This window comes from Tepidicella baoligensis, from assembly GCF_013432195.1.
Taxonomy (GTDB): Bacteria; Pseudomonadota; Gammaproteobacteria; order Burkholderiales; family Burkholderiaceae_C; genus Tepidicella; species Tepidicella baoligensis.
Genome location: NZ_JACCDB010000010.1, coordinates 24,245 through 39,615, shown reverse-complemented (window position 1 = coordinate 39,615; position 15,371 = coordinate 24,245). Strand labels below are relative to the sequence as shown.

The window sequence follows — 15,371 nt, the reverse complement described above, 5'->3', positions numbered from 1 at the left end:
CATGACTGCAGAAGCCCCCATCCTGCTGCACAGCCGCGACGACCGCGGCGTGCACACCCTCACCCTGAATACGCCCAAGGCCTTCAATGCCTTGAGCGAAGCGATGCTGGCCGCTCTGTCCAGCCGGCTCGACGAGATTGCCTGCGACGAGCAGGCCCGCGTGCTCGTGATCGCGGCTGCTGGCAAGGCTTTTTGCGCCGGGCACAACCTCAAGGAAATGAAGGCCAACCCGTCCCTGGCCTATTACCAGCAGTTGTTTGCCCAGTGTTCCCGCATGATGCTGCAGATCCAGCGTCTGCCTGTGCCGGTGATCGCCCAAGTCCAGGGCCTGGCCACGGCGGCGGGTTGTCAGCTGGTGGCGCAGTGCGATCTGGCCGTCGCGGCGCAGGAGGCCACCTTCGGGGTCAACGGCATCGACGTCGGGCTGTTCTGCGCCACCCCCAGCGTGCCGCTGGTGCGCAACGTGCCCGCCAAAGTGGCCATGGAGATGCTGCTCACAGGGGCATTCATCTCGGCCGAGGAGGCCCGGCTGCGCGGGCTGGTGAACCGCGTGGTGCCGGCCGAGGCGTTGGATGCGGAAGTGCAGCGGCTGGTCGCTTCCATCCTCACCAAGCCCCGCGAAGCCATTGCGATGGGCAAAGCCGTCTTCTATCAGCACCGCGAAACGGGCATCGAGGCGGCCTACCAGCTCGCTGGGCAGACCATGGCGTGCAACATGGCGCATGAGGTCGCGCAAGAAGGCGTGCAGGCCTTCATCGACAAGCGTCCTCCCGCGTGGCGCGTATGAGTGAGGTGGCGACGAGATCCGGGGCCGCCGCCCCCATGCCGATCAACGATTTCACCCTGTGGTTGCAGGCCTTCCTCCAGCCCGGGGCACTGGTGGAGCTGGGTGCCTTGGTGGGGTGTGTGGTCTTGGCATGGAGCATCGTGGCGCTGGCCCGCCGGACTTTCCGGCCCGATGAGTCGTCCTCCATCTGGTTCGGCCGCCGCCTGGTGGACGGTGTGCTGTTCCCGGCCCTGCTGCTGATACTGGCTTACGGCACACGCTCCACCCTGCAGCTGTTCCAGCCGCTCGCCGTGTTCCGTTTGGTGATTCCGGTGCTGGTGGCTCTGGTGGTGATCCGGGTGGGTGTCAAGGTGTTGCAGGTGGCTTTCCGCGATGCGGCCTGGCTGCGGCCCATCGAGCGCACCATTTCCTGGGTCGCTTGGCTGGGCATGGTGCTTTGGGTCAGCGGCTTGCTGCCGGTACTCCTGAGTGAACTGGACAAAATCACCTGGAAACTGGGTGGCAGCAGCCTGTCGCTCCGAACGCTGATCGAAGGGGCGTTGACGGCCGCCATTGTGCTGGTGATCACCTTGTGGATTTCTTCTGCCATCGAGGCTCGCTTGCTGAAAGCGGCCACCGGACCGGAGGCATTGTCGTTGCGCAAAGCGGCCAGCAACGCCACCCGTGCCCTGCTCATGTTCGTGGGGCTGATGGTCGCACTGTCATCGGTGGGCATCGACCTCACGGCACTGTCCGTCCTGGGCGGGGCCATCGGCGTGGGCATAGGTTTCGGTTTGCAAAAACTGGCCGCCAACTACGTCAGCGGCTTCGTCATCCTCACCGAGCGCAGCATGCGCATCGGCGACATGATCCGCGTCGACAACTTCGAAGGCCGGGTGACCGACATCAAAGCCCGCTTCACCGTCATCCGCAACCTCACTGGCCGAGAGTCCATCGTGCCGAACGAGGTGCTGATCACCAATCGGGTGGAAAACCTCTCGTTGGCCGATCCGAAGGTGTGGCAGTCGAGCGTGGTGAGCGTATCGTATGGCAGCGATGTCGAATTGGTCAGCCGGCTGCTGATGGAAGCCGCCCTGAGTCACCCCCGTGTGTTGCGCGATCCCGCGCCATCTGCCTCATTGTCCGCTTTCGGAGCCGATGGGCTCGAATTTACACTCGGCTACTGGATTGCCGACCCGGAAAATGGTCAGTTGGGTTTGCGCTCTGACATCAATAAATCCATCCTGGCACTGTTTCGCGAGCATGGTGTCGAAATCCCGTTCCCGCAACGCGTGCTGCATTGGCCAGCCGGCAGCCCGCGCCCGCCCGATACGGAGCCGTCGGCCACCGATGTCATTCACAAAGTTATTAAAAATAACTAAACCGTTCTTGCATGGGCTTTCGAGGCCCTCTATAATGCAAAAAAAAGAACGGTCGTTCGTTTTTTTGATGCTTACAATCTTGACGTTTACGTAAACGTCAATCAAAGACGCATTCGATAACCACCTCAACAGGAGCAAGGCATGAAGATTCTGGTCCCCGTCAAACGCGTGGTGGACTACAACGTGAAGGTTCGCGTCAAGGCCGATGGGTCCGGCGTGGACATCGCCAACGTCAAGATGAGCATGAACCCGTTTGACGAGATTGCGGTGGAAGAAGCCGTGCGCCTGAAGGAAAAGGGCGTGGCCACCGAGGTCGTCGCCGTCTCCTGCGGGGTGGCACAGTGCCAGGAAACCCTGCGCACCGCCATGGCCATCGGTGCCGACCGCGCCATTCTGGTGCAAACCGATGTGGAGCTGCAGCCCCTGGCCGTGGCCAAGCTGCTGGCCGCGCTCGTGGCCAAGGAGCAGCCCGGCCTCGTGATTCTGGGCAAGCAGGCCATCGACGATGACGCCAACCAGACCGGCCAGATGCTCGCCGCGCTCACCGACCTGCCGCAAGCCACCTTCGCCTCGAAGATAGAAGTGGCCGATGGCAAGGCCTTGGTCACCCGCGAGATCGACGGCGGCCTGGAAACCCTCTCCGTGAGTCTGCCCGCCGTCGTCACCACCGACCTGCGCCTCAACGAGCCGCGCTACGTGACGCTGCCCAACATCATGAAGGCCAAGAAGAAGCCGCTGGAGACCGTCAAGCCCGAAGACCTGGGTGTGGACGTGACCCCGCGCCTGAAGACCCTCAAGGTGGCAGAGCCTCCCGGACGCAAGGCCGGCATCAAGGTGCCTGACGTGGCCACGCTCGTGGACAAACTGAAAAACGAAGCCAAGGTGATCTGAGGAGAACACGAATCATGACTGCACTCGTCATTGCCGAACACGACAACGCCTCGATCAAAGGCGCCACGCTCAATACCGTCACCGCCGCTGCAGCCTGCGGGGGCGAAGTCCACATTCTGGTGGCCGGTCATAACGCCGCTGGGGCCGCGCAAGCCGCCGCCCAAATCGCCGGTGTGACCAAGGTGATCCATGCCGATGGCGAGTCGCTCGCCCACGGCCTCGCCGAGAACGTGGCTGCTCAGGTCCTGGCCATCGCTGCCCACTACACCCACATCCTGTTTCCCGCCACCGCCAGCGGCAAGAACGTGGCTCCCCGCGTCGCTGCCAAGCTGGACGTGGCTCAGATCAGCGACATCACCCAGGTCATCAGCGCCGACACCTTCGAGCGTCCCATCTACGCCGGCAACGCCATGGCCACTGTGCAAAGCGCCGATCCGGTGAAGGTCATCACCGTACGCACCACCGCGTTCGAGGCCGCCGCCTTGGGCGGCAACGCGACCGTGGAAACCGTGGCAGCCGTGGCCGACAGCGGCAAGAGCGCCTATGTGGGCAGTGAATTGGCCAAGAGCGACCGCCCTGAGCTGACGGCGGCCAAGATCATCGTCTCCGGTGGCCGCGCGCTGGGCAGCGCCGAGAAGTTCGACGAAGTCATCACCCCGCTCGCCGACAAGCTGGGCGCGGCCATCGGTGCCAGCCGTGCGGCCGTGGACGCGGGCTACGCCCCGAACGACCTGCAGGTGGGCCAGACGGGGAAAATCGTGGCGCCGCAGCTCTACATCGCTTGCGGCATCAGCGGGGCGATCCAGCACCTGGCGGGCATGAAGGATTCGAAGGTGATCGTGGCGATCAACAAAGACCCTGAAGCCCCGATCTTCAGCGTGGCCGACTATGGCCTGGAGGCCGACCTGTTCCAGGCCGTGCCCGAATTGGTCAAGGCCCTCTGATCCTCAACCCCCAGCAAGGGCATCGTTCGCGATGCCCTTTGCGTATGCCTACCCGGAGACAAGACACATGACGTACAAAGCCCCCGTCAAGGACATGCTGTTCAACATGCGGCACCTCGCCGATCTGGAACAGGTGGCGCAAATGCCCGGCTTCGAGGATGCCGGCCTGGAAACCGCGCAGGCGGTGCTCGAAGAGTGTGCCAAACTGAACGAGGACGTGATCGCACCCCTGAATTGGGAAGGAGACAAGTACCCGTCGTCCTTCCACGACGGGAAAGTCACCACCACCCCGGGTTTCAAACAGGCATTCAAGCAATACGCCGAAGGTGGCTGGCAGGGTTTGCAGCATCCCGTTGAATTTGGCGGACAGGGCCTGCCCAAGACGATCGGCGCTGCCTGTGGCGAAATCCTCAACAGCGCCAACCTGAGCTTTGCCCTGTGCCCGCTGCTCACCGATGGAGCCATCGAGGCATTGCTGACGGCTGGGTCCGATGAGCAGAAGGCCATCTATCTGCCCAAGATGATTTCAGGCGAGTGGACCGGCACCATGAACCTGACCGAGCCGCAGGCCGGTTCCGACTTGTCGTTGGTGCGCTCGCGCGCCGAGCCCCAGCCCGACGGTACATACAAGATCTTTGGCACCAAGATTTTCATCACCTACGGCGAGCACGACATGGCCGACAACATCGTGCATCTGGTGCTGGCACGGGTCACCGGGGCGCCGGAAGGGGTCAAGGGCATCAGTCTTTTCATTGTGCCGAAATTCCTGGTGAATCCCGACGGCTCACTGGGTGCCCGCAACGATGTGCATTGCGTGAGCATCGAGCACAAGATGGGCATCAAGGCCAGTCCCACGGCGGTGCTGCAATACGGCGACCATGGGGGTGCCATCGGCTACCTGGTGGGCGAAGAAAACCGGGGCCTGGAATACATGTTCATCATGATGAACGCCGCTCGCTACGCCGTGGGCGTGCAGGGCATTTCGGTGGCCGAGCGTGCTTACCAGAAAGCCGTGCAATACGCGCGTGACCGCGTGCAAAGCCGCCCTGTGGACGGCTCGCGCAATACCGCCGTACCCATCATCCATCACCCGGACGTCAAGCGTATGCTCATGACCATGCGGGCGTTGACCGAGGGCTGCCGTGCCATGGCCAGCGTGGCCGCGGCCGCCTATGATGCCGCGCACCACCACCCGGATGCCGATACCCGCAAGCAAAACCAGGCTTTCTACGAGTTCATGGTGCCGTTGGTCAAGGGCTACAGCACCGAAATGAGTCTGGAAGTCACCAGCCTGGGTGTGCAGGTGCATGGGGGCATGGGCTTCATCGAAGAAACCGGGGCGGCACAGTACTACCGCGACGCGAAGATCCTCACCATCTACGAGGGCACCACCGCCATCCAGGCCAATGATCTGGTGGGCCGGAAAACGGCCCGTGACGGTGGTCAGGGGGCCAAGGCGCTGGCCAAGCAGATCGAGGCCACCGAGGCCGAATTGCAGGCCAGCGGCAACGTCCACGCCCGGGCCATGTTCAAGCGCCTCCAGGCAGCCCGCGAAGCGTTCCTGGATGTGGTCGAGTTCATCGCCGGGCAGGCCAAGGCCGACCCCAACGCCATTTATGCCGGCAGCGTGAATTACCTGATGCTGGCCGGCAACCTGATGGCGGGCTGGCAGATGGCCCGTGCGCTGCTGGTGGCCGAGCGCGAACTGGCGGCGGGCAACGACACGGCCTTCATGCAAGCCAAGATCACGACGGCGCGTTTCTATGCCGACCACATCCTCACCCGCGTTCCCGGTCTGCGTGACGCTGTGGTTGAAGGCGCGCCGGGTGTGACCGAGATGGCCCTGGAAGCTTTCTGACGCGGTTTCACCCCCCTGAGCACCCTGTCATGTCATCGAGAGGGTGCTGTTTTGCCTGTTCGGCATCGTTGTGCATTCGTCAGGAGACTTCATGTCCACACTGCCCCCCGTCCTGAAGCGCGTGGCTTTTCCGGTCATCGGATCGCCGCTCTTCATCATCAGCAACCCCAAGCTCGTCATTGCTCAGTGCAAAGCCGGTATCGTGGGTTCCATGCCGGCGCTCAACGCCCGCCCGGCCAGCCAGCTCGATGAGTGGTTGGCCGAGATCACCGAGGCGCTGGCCGCGCACGACCGCGATCATCCCGAGCAGCCGGCCGCACCGTTTGCCATCAACCAGATCGTGCACAAGAGCAACGACCGGCTGGAGCATGACATGGCGCTGTGCGCCAAGTACAAGGTGCCCATCGTCATCACCAGCCTGGGGGCGCGCGAGGACGTCAACCAGGCCGTGCATGGCTGGGGTGGGGTGGTGCTGCACGACATCATCAACAACACCTTTGCGCACAAGGCGATCGACAAGGGCGCCGATGGCCTGATCGCCGTGGCGGCCGGAGCCGGTGGCCATGCCGGCACCAAGAGCCCGTTTGCGTTGGTGCAGGAGATCCGCCAGTGGTTCGACGGCCCGTTGGCCCTGGCGGGGGCGATCGCCACGGGGGGGGCGGTGCTGGCGGCCCAGGCCATGGGGGCAGATTTCGCCTACATCGGCTCGGCTTTCATTGCCACCGAAGAGGCGCGCGCCGCCGATGCCTACAAGCAGGCGATCGTCGAAGGCACCTCGGACGACATCGTCTACAGCAACCTGTTCACGGGTGTGCATGGCAATTATCTCAAGGCGTCCATCCGCGCGGCCGGCCTCGATCCTGACAACCTCCCCGAGAGCGATCCGAGCAAGATGAGTTTCGGCAGTGGCAGCACCAAGGCCTGGAAGGACATCTGGGGCAGTGGTCAGGGGATTGGCGTGGTCGATGCGGTGGTGCCGGCAGCCCAGCGCATCGAACGGCTCAAGCGTGAGTATGCGCAGGCCCGGGCCCGGCTCGGACTCTGAGCGCCGCAGGGGTTCAAGCGTTGGTCGTTTTCACCTCTGACGGTGGTGACGGATTTTGCGTGAAGCAGGCCCCGAATGTGTCATGCACCCCTTGGATCAGGTGGAGCGAGACAGACGGATCGTCGCAGGCCCAGACACGGCGCCCAGCCATGCCGCGCAGCCAGGTGAGTTGGCGTTTGGCGAGCTGCCGGGTGGCGAAGATGCCGCGCTGGCGCAAAGTGGCTCGACGGTCCACCGTGAGATCGGATGGATCGCCCGAGGGCACGCCGTCCAGCGCTTCCCAGGCCTGCCGATAACCCACACAGCGGATGGAGGGCAGGTCGGGTGTCAGATCCCCGCGCTGGCGCAGACGCTTGACCTCATCCAGAAATCCGGCGGCCAGCATGGCGTCGAAGCGTTGCTCGATGCGCTGGTGCAGCCAAAGGCGCTGCGTCGGCTCGAGGGTCCAGAAGGCCCCGGCGAGACCGTCAATGAGCGGTGCTCCGGCCATGTCGCTTCTGGCCGCCCGCCGCTGAAAGGCTGAAATCGGCCGTCCGGTTGCTTCATACACCTCCAGGGCGCGAGCAATGCGTTGGGCATCGTTGGGGGCGAGCCGCGCGGCAGTCTGCGGGTCCACGTGCGCGAGTTCGGCATGCAGCGCGGGCCACCCCCTGGCGAGGGCTCGTTGCGCGATGGCGAGCCTCAGGGCTGGCTGGGCTGGGGGCATGTCGTCCAGCCCTTCGAACAGGGCCTTGAAGTACAGCATGGTGCCCCCCACCAGCAGGGGTAGCCTTTGCCGGGCACGGATGGCGTGGACCAGGCGCGTCGCATCGCGCACGAACTCGGCGGCGCTGTAGGGTTCGGCCGGATCCCGGATGTCGATCAGGTGATGCGGAACCCGGGCCAGCTCTGCCGCCGATGGCTTGGCGGTGCCAATGTCCATGCCCCGATACACCAGGGCCGAATCGACGCTGATGATCTCCACCGGCCAGCGTTGGGCGATCTCCAGTGCCAGTGCCGTCTTGCCGGAGGCGGTTGGCCCGGCGATGGCCAGCCAGCATGGCGCGGTCATGAGGTGGCGGGGGTGTGGGTGCGCTGGGGCGGTTGCCGGGTTTCACCGTAGCGTTGGACGAGCGTCCAGGCGATGGTGGCGATGACCAGGCTCCAAAACCACAGGCCGTTGGTGAGCGGCAGCACGGTGGCGTTGTCGGTGCCCACCGGCATGCGACCGCCCAGCCATTGCCCCATGGCAAAGGCCGCCACCATCATCAGAAAACCGCTGAGTGCCGATGCGGTACCAGCCGCTTGCGGGAAGGGCGACACGGCCCCGCTCTGGCCGCAGGGCTGGTGCACCCCGTGCGCCAGGATGAACAGGTAGTAGGGCAACATGATGGCCCAGGTGTTGTGCCAGCCCAGCCAGCCGAACAGCCCCATCAATGTGCCGCCCGACAGGGTGAAGGCGGCGGCCAGGGCCACCGTGCGGCGCACACCGAGGCGGGGGATGAGCCGGCGGCAAACGACCGTGCCCACGATATACACGAAGGACATCGAGAACATGAGCAGGCCGTAGTGGGTCTTGCTTAGGCCCAGGGCGTTGATGAACACGAAAGAAGAGGTGGCCAGGAACGTGAACAGGCCGCCATACGAGGCCGTGGCCAGCAAAGCGTAGGTCCAGAACGTGGGGTGGCGCAGGATGTTTGACCAGACGCGCATCTTTTCCGACCAGCTCAAGACCTGTCGCCGCTCGGGAGGCAGTGTTTCCTCGAAGCGCCAGACCAGCAGTGCCAGGGTGCCAGCACCAAAAACCGCGAGGGCGCCCAAGGCGGCCCGCCAGCCGAACCAGTCCGACAGGAATCCACCCAGCGGTGCGCTGATACAGGCGAATACCCCCAGCCCGCTCAACCCTTTGGACATCATGCGGGCGCCTTCGGCAGGGCCGTACAAGTCCCGTACGATGGCTCGCGCGCACATCACTGCAGCCCCCATCGCCGCACCTTGCACGGTGCGCCACAGCACCAATTGCTCCATACTGGAAGCAAAGACACTTCCGGCAGAGGCCAGCGCGAATGCGCCCATGCCCCACAGCAAGATCGGCCGGCGGCCCAGACGGTCTGACAAGGGGCCCCAGACGAGCTGAGACAGCCCGAACGCGAGCAACAGTGCCGTGAGGGTCAACTGGGCTTGGTGCATGGAGGCACCGAAGCCTTGGGTCATGGCGGGCAATGCCGGGAGGTATAAATCGGTGGCGATGGGCTGGACGCCAAGCAGCAGCGACAGCACCAGCACCACCAAGCCGGAGGACATGGATGGGCGAATGGCAGAAGTCATTGCCGCGAGCGTAACAGAACGGACACGGCCGCATCCATCAGTAAGCTCCCGGCGTTCAGATCACACCCTGGGCCAGCATGGCGTCGGCCACTTTCACGAAGCCGGCGATGTTGGCGCCATCCACGTAGCTCAAAGTGCCGTCGGGGCGCTGGCCGTGGTGCACGCAGGCTTCGTGGATGCCGACCATGATGCCGTGCAGGCGCGCATCCACTTCCTCACGGGGCCAGTTCATGCGCATGGCGTTTTGGCTCATTTCCAGCCCGGAGGTGGCCACGCCGCCGGCGTTGCTGGCCTTGCCCGGGGCGTAAAGCACACCGTGGTCTTCAAACAGTTTCACGGCTTCCATGGTGGTGGGCATGTTGGCGCCCTCGGCCACGCATTTCACGCCGTTCTTCAGCAGCGTGTGGGCGTCGGAAGCGTCGAGTTCGTTCTGGGTGGCGCAGGGCAGGGCCACATCGACCGGAACGGCCCAAGGCTTGATGCCCGGCTCGAAACGGGTCCGGGTGCGGGCAGCGTAGTCGCTGACGCGGCCATACAAATGGTTCTTCACCTCCATCAGCTCGGCCAGCTTTTCCGGGGTGAAGCCGTCCTCGTCGATCACGGTGCCGCTGGAGTCGGACACGGTAACCACCTTGGCCCCCAGGGCCATGGCCTTTTCCACGGCGTACTGGGCCACATTGCCCGAACCCGACACGCTCACGCGCAGACCGTCGAAGCCCATGCCTTGGCGCTTGAGCATTTCTTGGGCGAAGTACACGGTGCCATAGCCTGTGGCCTCGGGGCGGATCAGGGAGCCCCCGAAACTCAGGCCCTTGCCCGTGAAAACGCAGTCGGCCCGGTTGCTGAGCTTCTTCATCATGCCGGCCATATAGCCTACCTCACGCCCACCGACCCCGATGTCGCCCGCCGGAACGTCGGTGTCGGAACCCAGGTGCCGGAACAACTCGGTGACGAGCGCCTGGCAGAAACGCATCACTTCGCCCGGGCTCTTGCCCTTGGGGTCGAAGTCGGAGCCGCCTTTGCCGCCGCCCATGGGCAGGGTGGTGAGCGCGTTCTTGAAGGTCTGCTCGAAGGCCAAGAACTTGAGGATGGACAGGTTCACCGAAGGGTGAAAGCGCATGCCACCCTTGTATGGGCCGATGGCCGAGCTGTGCTGGATGCGGTAGGCGCGGTTGACCTGTACGTCGCCTTGGTCGTTCACCCACGATACCCGGAACATGACCACGCGCTCAGGCTCCACGAGGCGGTCGAGCAAGCCCTGCTCGGCGTAGCGGGGATGCTGTTCGATGAAGGGCCAGAGGCTTTCCATGACCTCGGTGACGGCTTGTAGAAACTCGGGTTGACCGGGGTTGCGGAGGGAAACGTGTGCCAGGAAATCATGCAGAGAGGCGTATTTCATCGGGACAGCCTAGGGTCATGTGGGTTATGAGGGATACGCATTTTGCACGATTTGAAGGCGGCTTTTCCCGAAGTTGGGGCATGGATGGGCATGCTGGGTGCCATTTGCACCCCTGTGGGGCGCCCGAAATCAGCGCCCACGCAGGAACAGGGCGTCCAATTCGCGCAGGCTGAGCTGACGCCATGTGGGGCGTCCATGGTTGCACTGGTCGCTTCTTTCGGTCGCTTCCATTTGGCGCAGCAGCGCATTCATCTCTTCCAGCGTCAGACGGCGGTTGGCGCGCACCGCGCCATGGCAGGCCATGGTGGCCAGCAGTTCGTGATGCGCCCGTTGCACCACGGTGGCGGCATCGTGTTGCGACAGTTCGGCGAGCACACTGCGCGCGAGTTCGACCACATCGCCCTGAGCCAGCGCGGCCGGTACCGCCCGGACGGCGAGGGTTCGCAAGGAGAAAGGGGTGATGTCCAACCCCAGGCGCTGCAGCGTGGTTTGATGGGCCTCGGTGGTGGCCACTTCGGTGGGGGTGGCTGCGAAGGTGGCGGGTATGAGCAGCGGCTGGCTGGGCAAGGGTCGATCGCCTGCCGTATCCAGCTGGGTTTTCAGGCGTTCATAGACGATGCGCTCGTGGGCGGCGTGCATGTCCACCAGCACCAGCCCTTGGGCGTTTTCGGCCAGCAGGTACACGCCGTGCAATTGGGCAATGGCTCGGCCCAGGGGCCAGGTGGGGGCGGTGTCTGGTGTGGATTCAGCGTTGCCAGCCGGTGAGGGTGTGTCGGAGGGCGGGCTGCCGGTTGGAGCGGGGGGGTGGCTGGATGCCGGGTTCCACAAGGCAGCGAGGTCGTTGACCGCATGCCCTGAGACAGAGGTATTACGTACTTGGGAGAGGCTGGTCCAGGCAGGCGCGGGATGCGGGGAGCTCACATCCAGACCCATTTGCGTGTGCGGGCGCTGCAGTGGCGGGGTGGGCACCGGGCTGAGCAGGGGGTCTGTGGACGGGGTCGTCTGGGAGCCGGCCATGCGCGGGGCCGCGAGGGCATGCTCCACGGCGTTGCGCACCGCTTGATGCACCTCGCGACTGTCGCGGAAGCGCACCTCGATCTTGGTGGGATGCACGTTGACATCGACCCGGCTCGGGTCCAGGGTGATGAACAGGGCGTACACCGGCTGGCGTTGGCCGTGGAGCACATCCTCATAGGCGCTGCGGACGGCATGAGCCACCACCTTGTCGCGCACGAAGCGGCCGTTGACGTAGGCAAACTGCCGGTCGGCACGGGCACGCGCGGCGTCAGGCAAGCCCGCGCGGCCCCAGACTTGGATTCCCATCGCCTGGCCTTGGATGGGCACGCTGGCGGCCAGAAAATCGTCGCCGAGCACGTCGGCCAGCCGCCGATCCAGTGCTCGATGGGGTTCCTCGTCGAGCACAGCGCGCCATTGCTCGATCAGCTTGCCTTCGTGCCACACGGCAAAACCCACTTCCGGGCGCGCCAGGGCATGGCGGCGCACGGCTTCGAGGCAGTGGGCCAGTTCGGTTGCGTCGGTTTTGAGGAACTTGCGGCGGGCCGGCGTGGCGTAGAACAGCTCGCGGACTTCCACGGTGGTGCCGGGTGTGCGCGCAGCAGGGGTGATTTCACCCGTGCGGCCGTGCAGCATCCAGGCGTGGGGGTCGGGTGCATCCACGCTGCGCGAGAGCAGGCTGACTTCGGCAATCGAGTGAATGGCAGCCAAAGCTTCTCCGCGAAACCCCATGGTGTCCACGGCTTCGAGTTCGGCCAGGTTACGTATCTTGCTGGTGGCGTGTCGCTTCAAGGCGGTGGACAGTTCCTCTCGAGGAATGCCGCAGCCATCGTCCTCGACGGCAATCAGGCGGACGCCGCCGGCTTGCAGCCGCACGGTGATCTGGGTGGCACCGGCGTCTAGCGCGTTGTCCACCAGTTCCCGCACCACCGACGCCGGACGTTCGACCACTTCGCCGGCAGCGATCTGGCTGATCAGTTCATCGGGCAGTTCCTGTATGGGGCGGCGGGGCTGCAGGTGGGGGCGGATCGGGGTGGCGTGGTTCACCGGGCGATTGTAGGAGGCGAGATGGTGGGTGTGGGAGCTCTTTGGTGTGAATGCTTTCGCGCCAATGCCTGTCTCGCGCCCAGGTATTTGGTGGCCAAGATGTGTGCGCCCAGGGGCTGGCGCTTCAGCGAGGTGGCCGGTGCTGCGCACCGGCTCCCCTTCGATGCTCGATGCCGTGGCCACGCGGCGGAACTCGCTTCGTTCGCTTGGCGCTCACTGCGCTCAAACAGCCGCCGCGAGTCAGAGGTGGATGCACGCTGTGCGTGCGGCCACGGCCTCTGCGCTTCTCGGCACCCCGCAAGGCGCGCCAGCCCCTGGGCGCACCCGCCTTGGCTGAGACGATGTTGGCACACCACCAGTTGCGCTCCAACGTACTTGGTGGCTGCGGGAGGCCTGGCCCTGTGGGGGCGATTTCTGTGGCGGCTGTGGCCGCCTGCCTGGGGCCGGGCGCGCGTGAGCGCGCTTCATGAACTGACTTGCGGCGGCTGTCTGAGCGCAGTGAGCGCAAAGCGAACGAAGCGAGTTCCGTCGCACTGGCCCCAGACAGGAGGACGCAGCGGAGTCGGCGCCCTGGCGCCGACCGTCACAGTATGAGCCCCCACAGGGCCAGGTCTGCCGCAGCAAGCGACGTCCCCCGCAGTCGCAACTCACCCGTCTCCAACAAACATCCCCCACCAGACCCCCAGTGCAGATGCGCGTAAACCCTAGTGGAATGAATTAATAAGTAAACATACTATATGTATCGATCACCGCTTGGAGCTCTCCCATGAACGCCTTCATCGAACCGCAAACCAACGCCCGCTGGCCCGTGCAGGAAGGCTCCAGCCGCGTGCCTTTCTGGGCCTACACCGACCCGGCCGTCTACCAGCGCGAACTCGACCGCCTGTTCTACGGGCCGCACTGGTGTTATGTCGGCCTGGAGGCCGAGATCCCCAAACCCGGAGACTACAAGCTGAGTTGGGTGGGCGAGCGCCAGGTCATCATGGTGCGAGACCGCGTGATGCCGAAGGACCGGGCCACGGACCACGGCATCCGTGTGGTGGAAAACCGCTGCGCCCACCGGGGCGTGCGCTTCTGCCAGGAGCCTCACGGCAACGCGCGCAGCTTCGTCTGCCCCTACCACCAGTGGACCTACAAGCTCAACGGTGACCTCGCCGGCCTGCCGTTCAAGGACGGCGTCAAGGTGGTCACTGAACAGGGAGAGTGCATCAACGGAGGCATGCCACCGGACTTCAGCCTGCAGCACAACGGCCTGACCAAGCTGCGCGTGGAGGTGCTGCACGGCTTGGTGTTTGCCACTTTCAGCGATCAGGCAGAACCGCTGCGCGACTACCTGGGCCCCCACATCCTGCCCTGGCTGGACCGCATCTTCCAGGGTCCCAACGGCTCGCGCCAGCTCACCCTTTTGGGCTACAACCGCCAGCGCATTCCGGGCAACTGGAAGCTGATGATGGAAAACATCAAGGATCCTTACCACCCGGGGCTGCTGCACACCTGGTTCGTCACCTTCGGCCTGTGGCGTGCCGACCAGAAAAGCCGCATGGTGATGGACGAACACGGTCGCCACGCGGTGATGATCTCGCGCCGCAACGACGGCGGTCAGGGGCCGGCCAAAGACTCCGGCGTGCAGACCGACGTCACCCAGGGTGTGACCAGTTTCAAGGCCAACATGACGCTCCACGACATGCGCCTGCTGGACGTCGTGCCCGAGCCCTGGTGGACGGTGCCCGACCCCACGCAGCCAGGCCAAACCATCACACCCACGGTGACCATGATCACGCTGTTCCCCAGCCTCATTGTGCAACAGCAGGTCAACTCGCTGTCCACCCGGCACATCCAGCCGCGCGGCCATGGCAGCTTTGATTTCGTGTGGACGCATTTCGGCTTTGCCGATGACACCCCCGAGATGACCGAACGACGCCTGCGCCAGGCCAACCTGTTCGGCCCGGCCGGTTTCGTGAGCGCCGATGATGGCGAGGTGATCGAGTTCAGCCAGGACGGCTTTGAACAACGAAACAGCGACGGCCTGGGCCAGGGGCATACCCTATGTGAGCTGGGCGGCAAGGATTCCGGCGTGGGCCAGCCACCCACCGAGCACATGGTGACCGAAACACTCATCCGCGCTATGTATGACTACTGGAAAAAGGCGATGTCCCTGTGAGCCGCGAAAGAACCACGCCATGACACCCGAACAATTGCAAACGCTCTGGCTGCACCACGAGATCGACCAGCTCAACGCCGCCTACGCCGCCGCCCTGGACGAAAAGCGCTATGCCGACTGGCCCGGCTTCTTTGTCGCCGATGGCCACTACCGGGTACAGGCGCGCGAGAACTACGACCGTGGTCTGCCGCTGTCACTCATGTATTTCGAGAGTCAGGGCATGATGAAGGACCGCGTCTACTGCATCACGCAGACCATTTACCACGGGCCTTACCACATGCGCCATGTCATCAGCCCCGCCCGGGTGCTGGAGGTGGCGCAGGAGGAGGGTGTGGAGGTGGTGCGCGCCCAGGCCCACTACGCGGTGTTCCGCACCAAGCCGGGCAGCGTGAGCGAGGTGTTCAACGTGGGCCGCTACATCGACGAATGGATACGTGAAGGTGGCGTGCTCAAGCTGCGCAGCCGCCATTGCGTGTATGACAGTGAACTCATCCTGAACTCGCTCATTTACCCGGTGTGAGCAAGCCGACACGCTCTCGATCGGCGCGGCGCAGAGA

Annotated in this window: 12 protein-coding genes; 8 read left to right on the top strand and 4 right to left on the bottom strand. The window is 64.4% G+C overall.

Annotated features, from left to right (window positions below):
* Position 1: 1 nt before the first annotated feature.
* The 6 genes from HZS63_RS10660 (at position 2) to HZS63_RS10635 (ending at position 6,886) form a co-directional block, all read left to right on the top strand.
* Positions 2-787, top strand: coding sequence for an enoyl-CoA hydratase (locus tag HZS63_RS10660; RefSeq protein WP_180684017.1), 786 nt, complete (start codon positions 2-4; stop codon positions 785-787).
* A 35-nt stretch (positions 788-822) separates the two neighbouring features.
* Positions 823-2,148 (top strand): mechanosensitive ion channel family protein, encoded by a 1,326-nt coding sequence (locus HZS63_RS10655; RefSeq protein ID WP_246316302.1) that lies wholly within the window; start codon positions 823-825, stop codon positions 2,146-2,148.
* 141 nt (positions 2,149-2,289) lie between these two features.
* Positions 2,290-3,039, top strand: a complete 750-nt coding sequence (locus HZS63_RS10650; protein ID WP_180684016.1) for an electron transfer flavoprotein subunit beta/FixA family protein — start codon at positions 2,290-2,292, stop codon at positions 3,037-3,039.
* A 14-nt stretch (positions 3,040-3,053) separates the two neighbouring features.
* A complete protein-coding gene (locus tag HZS63_RS10645; protein ID WP_180684015.1) occupies positions 3,054-3,983 on the top strand; it encodes an electron transfer flavoprotein subunit alpha/FixB family protein in 930 nt (309 codons plus the stop codon).
* A 67-nt stretch (positions 3,984-4,050) separates the two neighbouring features.
* Positions 4,051-5,841 carry an acyl-CoA dehydrogenase gene (locus tag HZS63_RS10640; RefSeq protein ID WP_180684014.1) on the top strand — a complete coding sequence of 597 codons (1,791 nt, stop codon included), beginning with the start codon at positions 4,051-4,053 and terminating at the stop codon, positions 5,839-5,841.
* Between the two features lie 91 nt (positions 5,842-5,932).
* A complete protein-coding gene (locus tag HZS63_RS10635) occupies positions 5,933-6,886 on the top strand; it encodes an NAD(P)H-dependent flavin oxidoreductase (protein ID WP_180684013.1) in 954 nt (317 codons plus the stop codon).
* 13 nt (positions 6,887-6,899) lie between these two features.
* Here the strand turns inward: HZS63_RS10635 and miaA are convergent, their stop codons facing one another.
* The 4 genes from miaA to mutL all read right to left on the bottom strand — a co-directional run bounded on the left by miaA (position 6,900) and on the right by mutL (position 12,653).
* Complete coding sequence (miaA, locus tag HZS63_RS10630; protein ID WP_180684012.1) at positions 6,900-7,937, bottom strand: tRNA (adenosine(37)-N6)-dimethylallyltransferase MiaA; 1,038 nt, start codon at positions 7,935-7,937, stop codon at positions 6,900-6,902.
* On the bottom strand, positions 7,934-9,169 hold the full coding sequence (locus HZS63_RS10625; RefSeq protein ID WP_180684011.1) for a multidrug effflux MFS transporter: 1,236 nt from the start codon (positions 9,167-9,169) through the stop codon (positions 7,934-7,936). Before HZS63_RS10625 ends, miaA begins: the two co-directional genes overlap by 4 nt.
* Before the next feature lie 79 nt (positions 9,170-9,248).
* Entirely contained in the window at positions 9,249-10,592 is a 1,344-nt protein-coding gene (gene gdhA, locus HZS63_RS10620; RefSeq protein ID WP_180684010.1) for an NADP-specific glutamate dehydrogenase, read from the bottom strand.
* A 129-nt stretch (positions 10,593-10,721) separates the two neighbouring features.
* Positions 10,722-12,653, bottom strand: coding sequence for a DNA mismatch repair endonuclease MutL (gene mutL, locus HZS63_RS10615; RefSeq protein WP_343039981.1), 1,932 nt, complete (start codon positions 12,651-12,653; stop codon positions 10,722-10,724).
* A 766-nt stretch (positions 12,654-13,419) separates the two neighbouring features.
* On the opposite strand from mutL, the gene HZS63_RS10610 reads away from it, so the two are divergent.
* Both HZS63_RS10610 and HZS63_RS10605 read left to right on the top strand, forming a co-directional pair.
* Positions 13,420-14,814 carry an aromatic ring-hydroxylating dioxygenase subunit alpha gene (locus HZS63_RS10610; protein ID WP_180684009.1) on the top strand — a complete coding sequence of 465 codons (1,395 nt, stop codon included), beginning with the start codon at positions 13,420-13,422 and terminating at the stop codon, positions 14,812-14,814.
* A gap of 19 nt (positions 14,815-14,833) precedes the next feature.
* Complete coding sequence (locus HZS63_RS10605) at positions 14,834-15,334, top strand: aromatic-ring-hydroxylating dioxygenase subunit beta (RefSeq protein ID WP_180684008.1); 501 nt, start codon at positions 14,834-14,836, stop codon at positions 15,332-15,334.
* Positions 15,335-15,371 lie beyond the last annotated feature (37 nt).

Bases quoted from the DNA above. Each gene is read 5' to 3' on its own strand.
- HZS63_RS10660 (WP_180684017.1), top strand. From the start codon at position 2: ATGACTGCAGAAGCCCCCATCCTGCTGCACAGCCGCGACGACCGCGGC.
- HZS63_RS10655 (WP_246316302.1), top strand. From the start codon at position 823: ATGCCGATCAACGATTTCACCCTGTGGTTGCAGGCCTTCCTCCAGCCC.
- HZS63_RS10650 (WP_180684016.1), top strand. From the start codon at position 2,290: ATGAAGATTCTGGTCCCCGTCAAACGCGTGGTGGACTACAACGTGAAG.
- HZS63_RS10645 (WP_180684015.1), top strand. From the start codon at position 3,054: ATGACTGCACTCGTCATTGCCGAACACGACAACGCCTCGATCAAAGGC.
- HZS63_RS10640 (WP_180684014.1), top strand. From the start codon at position 4,051: ATGACGTACAAAGCCCCCGTCAAGGACATGCTGTTCAACATGCGGCAC.
- HZS63_RS10635 (WP_180684013.1), top strand. From the start codon at position 5,933: ATGTCCACACTGCCCCCCGTCCTGAAGCGCGTGGCTTTTCCGGTCATC.
- miaA (WP_180684012.1), bottom strand. From the start codon at position 7,937: ATGACCGCGCCATGCTGGCTGGCCATCGCCGGGCCAACCGCCTCCGGC.
- HZS63_RS10625 (WP_180684011.1), bottom strand. From the start codon at position 9,169: ATGTCCTCCGGCTTGGTGGTGCTGGTGCTGTCGCTGCTGCTTGGCGTC.
- gdhA (WP_180684010.1), bottom strand. From the start codon at position 10,592: ATGAAATACGCCTCTCTGCATGATTTCCTGGCACACGTTTCCCTCCGC.
- HZS63_RS10610 (WP_180684009.1), top strand. From the start codon at position 13,420: ATGAACGCCTTCATCGAACCGCAAACCAACGCCCGCTGGCCCGTGCAG.
- HZS63_RS10605 (WP_180684008.1), top strand. From the start codon at position 14,834: ATGACACCCGAACAATTGCAAACGCTCTGGCTGCACCACGAGATCGAC.